This window comes from Streptomyces sp., from assembly GCF_036566765.1.
Classification (GTDB): Bacteria; Actinomycetota; Actinomycetes; order Streptomycetales; family Streptomycetaceae; genus Streptomyces.
Genome location: NZ_DATCVQ010000520.1, coordinates 1 through 3,625, shown reverse-complemented (window position 1 = coordinate 3,625; position 3,625 = coordinate 1). Strand labels below are relative to the sequence as shown.

Genomic DNA, 3,625 nt, shown 5'->3' with positions numbered 1-3,625 from the left:
GCGGTACTTGTCGTGGTCGTAGCCGCGGTCCGCGAAGAGCATGCCGGGCCGACGGCTCCCGCCACTGCCGGATCTCGAGAAGGTCGGGCTCGTCGTTGGCGACGCGCCGAGACAGCCGCCGGCGGCCGCTCTCGTCGATTGCGACGCAGTGGTGGTGGGTCTTTCCTGCGTCGATGCCGGCCCAGATCGCGGCCATGCGGTGCCTCCGTACAGCGCTGCGGGTGCCTGCCACGGACGACCTTGCTGTCAGATCCCTACTCAGCGATCATTCGCAATGATCTACGTCGAAGGAGACAGTGCACGCTTCCGCCCCTAGGACGCTTCTTCCGGATCTTGGTTCGGATGGACTTCGGGCGCTGCTGTCGCACATATATTGGCGAGATGGAGGAAGCCGAGGCGAGCGGTCAGGTGTGGAGGGACGAGGTCCGAGCACGTCCGACAGCTGAGCAGGATCGGGATGCCTTGGCCCGGCTTGTCGACGTGGACGCGGACTCCTTCGAGGTGGAGCTGTATGAGCGCGCGGCAGATCCCCAGGTGCTTTCAATCGATCGCGCCCAGAGGTCGCGGGCTGGGCAGTACGCCAGGCATGTGCGGCGACTTCGAGAGCGCCAGCAGCACGAGGGAAGTTGAGCAGTGGCTTTCAGATCATCTGATCGTTGATCGGGTGTGTCGTTGACTGACGCCCAGTGGGCGAGGATCGAGCCGTTGCTGCCGGATCGGACGCCGAAGCGGGGTGGACGGTGGCGTGATCACCGGCAGGTACTCGACGCGATCGCGTTCAAGTACCGCACCGGCACGCCGTGGATGGACCTTCCCGAGCGCTTCGGTTCTTGGAAGGGCGCTCACAATCGGCTGCGGAAGTGGGCCGCCGACGGCACCTGGGAGAAGGTCTTCACCGCCCTGCTCGCCCAGGCCGACGCCGAGGGCGACCTCGACTCGGACAGCCGCTGCCGCCCACTCGCCTTCGTCCTCACACCCGGCCAGGCCGGTGACGCGCCCGTATTCCCCCAGGTCATGGCCCGCCTACGGGTGCCCCGGCCGGTCGGCCGTCGCAGAACCACACCGGACATGGTCCTGGCGGACAAGGCGTATTCATCTCGCGCGATCCGCACCCATCTCGGTCGGCGCGGGATTCGGGCGGTGATCTCGCAGCCTGCCGACCAGGCCGCCAACCGCAAACGGCTCGGCAGGCTGGGAGGCCGTCCGCCAGCCTTCGACCGCGAGGCCTACAAGCAACGCAACACCGTCGAGCGCTGCATCAACAAACTCAAGCAATGGCGCGGCTTGGCCACTCGCTACGACAAGACCGCCACCATCTACCTCGCCGGACTCCACCTCGCAGCCATCTTCATCTGGTCTGCAAGGTGATCCGAAGGAAACGGCCTAACCGCACCGGCGGCAGGCCTGGCTCTCCCCTCGTTCCTCACGTCGACCTCTCGGGAGACACGCGCGGGGGCTGACGCCATACTCACCAAACAGAAGCGTCTTTCAACCAGGTGATGAGGGGCGGTTCCGCAGCTTCGCGATACCGCCCTCCCCTCGCCCCATGGGGCCTGGCCGACAGAGGGTGTGGTGCACCCCCTCCGCACCAACAATGGCGTCCAGCTGCGGCTGGGCGCTTTTGGTGTCTCTCGCTTCGAACGGGCTTTCACCCTGCCCTGGGTCCCGCTTTCGGCGGGGTGACGTCTTTTACACGCTCAGATCGCCGTACAGCACCGCGACTTGCCGCGCCCCGACAGCGCGCCCCTGACCAAGGCCTACGATCACCTGCCGTGACACACGATCGCCGCGCACTGGGCCCCGGATGCTCCGACACCACCGCCTCGAGCACCGAGGACCCCCGCCGCAGCCGCGCCTCTGAGGCCGACCTCGACACCGCGCTGCCCTCCGTACGACTTCCTGACCTGCGTGAACTGCGCGAGCGCGGCGTCCTCGACGGCACCCGCGCCGCACACAACACCCCGCGGCCGGCCGACCGCCGCCACCTGCGGCCCGCGGCGGAGTCACCGGGGGAGAGCTAGCTCCTGGCTGGCAATCGCGCGAACCGCGTGCGTGACAGCTCGCGGCATGGATCCCGCCGTATCCGCGTCCGTGTCACGACCGGGCGCGTTTGCGTTCCCGCAGGGTTCCCACGCTCCTGAGGCTCCGCGCTATGGCGTGTTGACCAGCCATGGCAAGCAAGCCGGACGCTGGACTTACCACGGTCCGCGCTGCAGGCCACCGCGCTTACCACGGCAGCCTGCCGGCTGACGGTTCTGCTTCTGTGCGCCCTGGTCCGGTCCGTCGGCGCGGAGCACGATGGAGGTACGGGCAAGCACGACGAGGACCAGGGCGACGTCGTCGGACCTGCGCGGCTGCTGTTGGACGCCGCGCAGGCCCGTGCGATCACGGACGGGCTGCGGGAGGCGATGGACGACGTCCGCCGCTCGGTCGCAGTCCTTGCCGCCTGTGTCCGCGTCGCGCACGCCGCCCGTGTCTGGATCCCCCCTGGGCATGAGCTCCTGGGAGCCGCACTCGCTCAGACCGGTCTGAAGACCTTCGACGAGCCCGCGGTGCGCGCGATGGTCCGCCGGGCCGTCCGCGACGTTCGCCCCGCCCCGCCCCCCACCGGCCACCGATCCGCCGGTGGATCCCGGGCACGCCGCGCTGCGACGGACCGCCGACGACCTCGCCGCCGCCCACGCGGTCGGTGAGCTGATACTGGAAGTCGCCCCCGCGCACCTGTCCGACACCCAGGCCGCCGACATCCTGGCGCCGCTGTGCGACGAGAACGGCGAACTGCTGGACCACGGCCTTGCAGCCCGCCGGTACGCCCTCACCGCGACCGGCGCGCCCTGCACGGCACCGTCCTGTGACAGCCCAGCCCGGGCCGTCACCGATTATGCGGTCCGTAGTCAGTTCGCCCGTGGCAAGCACAGAGAATCTGTGAGCCTGTGTGGCTCACAGGCCGTTTTGCCTGGTGGACGGGCCTGCTGTGAGCTGTGAGGGACTTTCCACGTCCGGGCTTCCTCGGGCTGTTCTGCGTTGGAACCCCGCGAGGTTCTCGCGGTTTCGCTTCGGGCTCCATCGCTTCCTGGACGCGCACGGCCGACCGATCGGCTCGTCGCCGCCCGAGCGGGCGGTGCCGCGTGTGTGGAAGGACGTCGTCGTGGTCATGGATCCGCCCGCCCCGGACGCAGGGAACGTCGCCGACGCCCCGGGCTGCGTGTGCTGCTGCTGGTCGCGGTCGTGGGGATCGCGGCCGCGTGCAGCGACAGCTGCCCGATGGAGGCGGCGCGCACGTCTTCGCCCTTGCGGATCCGGAGGTACGGGAGCTGCCCGCCCCGGGCCGATGGTCGGTCGGCGGCCCGGGGCTCGGCGCCGGGGGGTTTCTGCCTCCTACGTGTCCAACGCCAGGTGGACGAAGCGGGATTTGGACGGGATGCCGCTGCTGTCGACCACGACGAGCATGTAGTTGCCGGGTGGTGCCACCGCCGGCGTTTCTGGGGTGCGGAAGTGGATGGTCCACTGCTCGTACCCGTCGGGATCCTGCGTTCCGGTGCGCAGCCATACGTAGCGCTGGTCCATGTTGTTGCCGTGAGTGGTCGAACCGAACCGGATGAGCGCCACCCTGGACCGGGCGTCG

Annotated in this window: 6 protein-coding genes; 3 read left to right on the top strand and 3 right to left on the bottom strand. The window is 69.1% G+C overall.

Annotated elements, in window-relative coordinates:
* A partial coding sequence (locus VIU94_RS30320) for an IS110 family transposase (RefSeq protein ID WP_331916188.1) occupies window positions 1-196 on the bottom strand: 196 nt, incomplete at its 3' end.
* A 470-nt stretch (window positions 197-666) separates the two neighbouring features.
* Here VIU94_RS30320 and VIU94_RS30315 point away from each other — a divergent pair.
* Complete coding sequence (locus VIU94_RS30315; RefSeq protein WP_414721037.1) at window positions 667-1,368, top strand: IS5 family transposase; 702 nt, start codon at window positions 667-669, stop codon at window positions 1,366-1,368.
* A gap of 404 nt (window positions 1,369-1,772) precedes the next feature.
* Entirely contained in the window at window positions 1,773-2,021 is a 249-nt protein-coding gene (locus tag VIU94_RS30310) for a hypothetical protein (RefSeq protein WP_331916184.1), read from the top strand.
* 174 nt (window positions 2,022-2,195) lie between these two features.
* On the opposite strand, the gene VIU94_RS30305 is transcribed toward VIU94_RS30310, so the two are convergent.
* The gene (locus VIU94_RS30305; RefSeq protein ID WP_331916182.1) at window positions 2,196-2,495 is read right to left on the bottom strand and encodes a hypothetical protein; all 300 of its coding nucleotides are present in this window, start codon (window positions 2,493-2,495) and stop codon (window positions 2,196-2,198) included.
* 130 nt (window positions 2,496-2,625) lie between these two features.
* Between VIU94_RS30305 and VIU94_RS30300 the strand changes: the two genes are divergently transcribed.
* On the top strand, window positions 2,626-2,985 hold the full coding sequence (locus tag VIU94_RS30300) for a hypothetical protein (RefSeq protein WP_331916180.1): 360 nt from the start codon (window positions 2,626-2,628) through the stop codon (window positions 2,983-2,985).
* 393 nt (window positions 2,986-3,378) lie between these two features.
* Here VIU94_RS30300 and VIU94_RS30295 read toward each other — a convergent pair.
* Window positions 3,379-3,625, bottom strand: a 247-nt coding sequence (locus VIU94_RS30295) for a galactose oxidase early set domain-containing protein (RefSeq protein ID WP_331916178.1), incomplete at its 5' end; no start/stop codon positions are given.

Excerpts from the sequence above, each read along its gene's own strand:
- VIU94_RS30305 (WP_331916182.1), bottom strand. The coding sequence starts at position 2,495 with ATGCCCAGGGGGGATCCAGACACGGGCGGCGTGCGCGACGCGGACACA.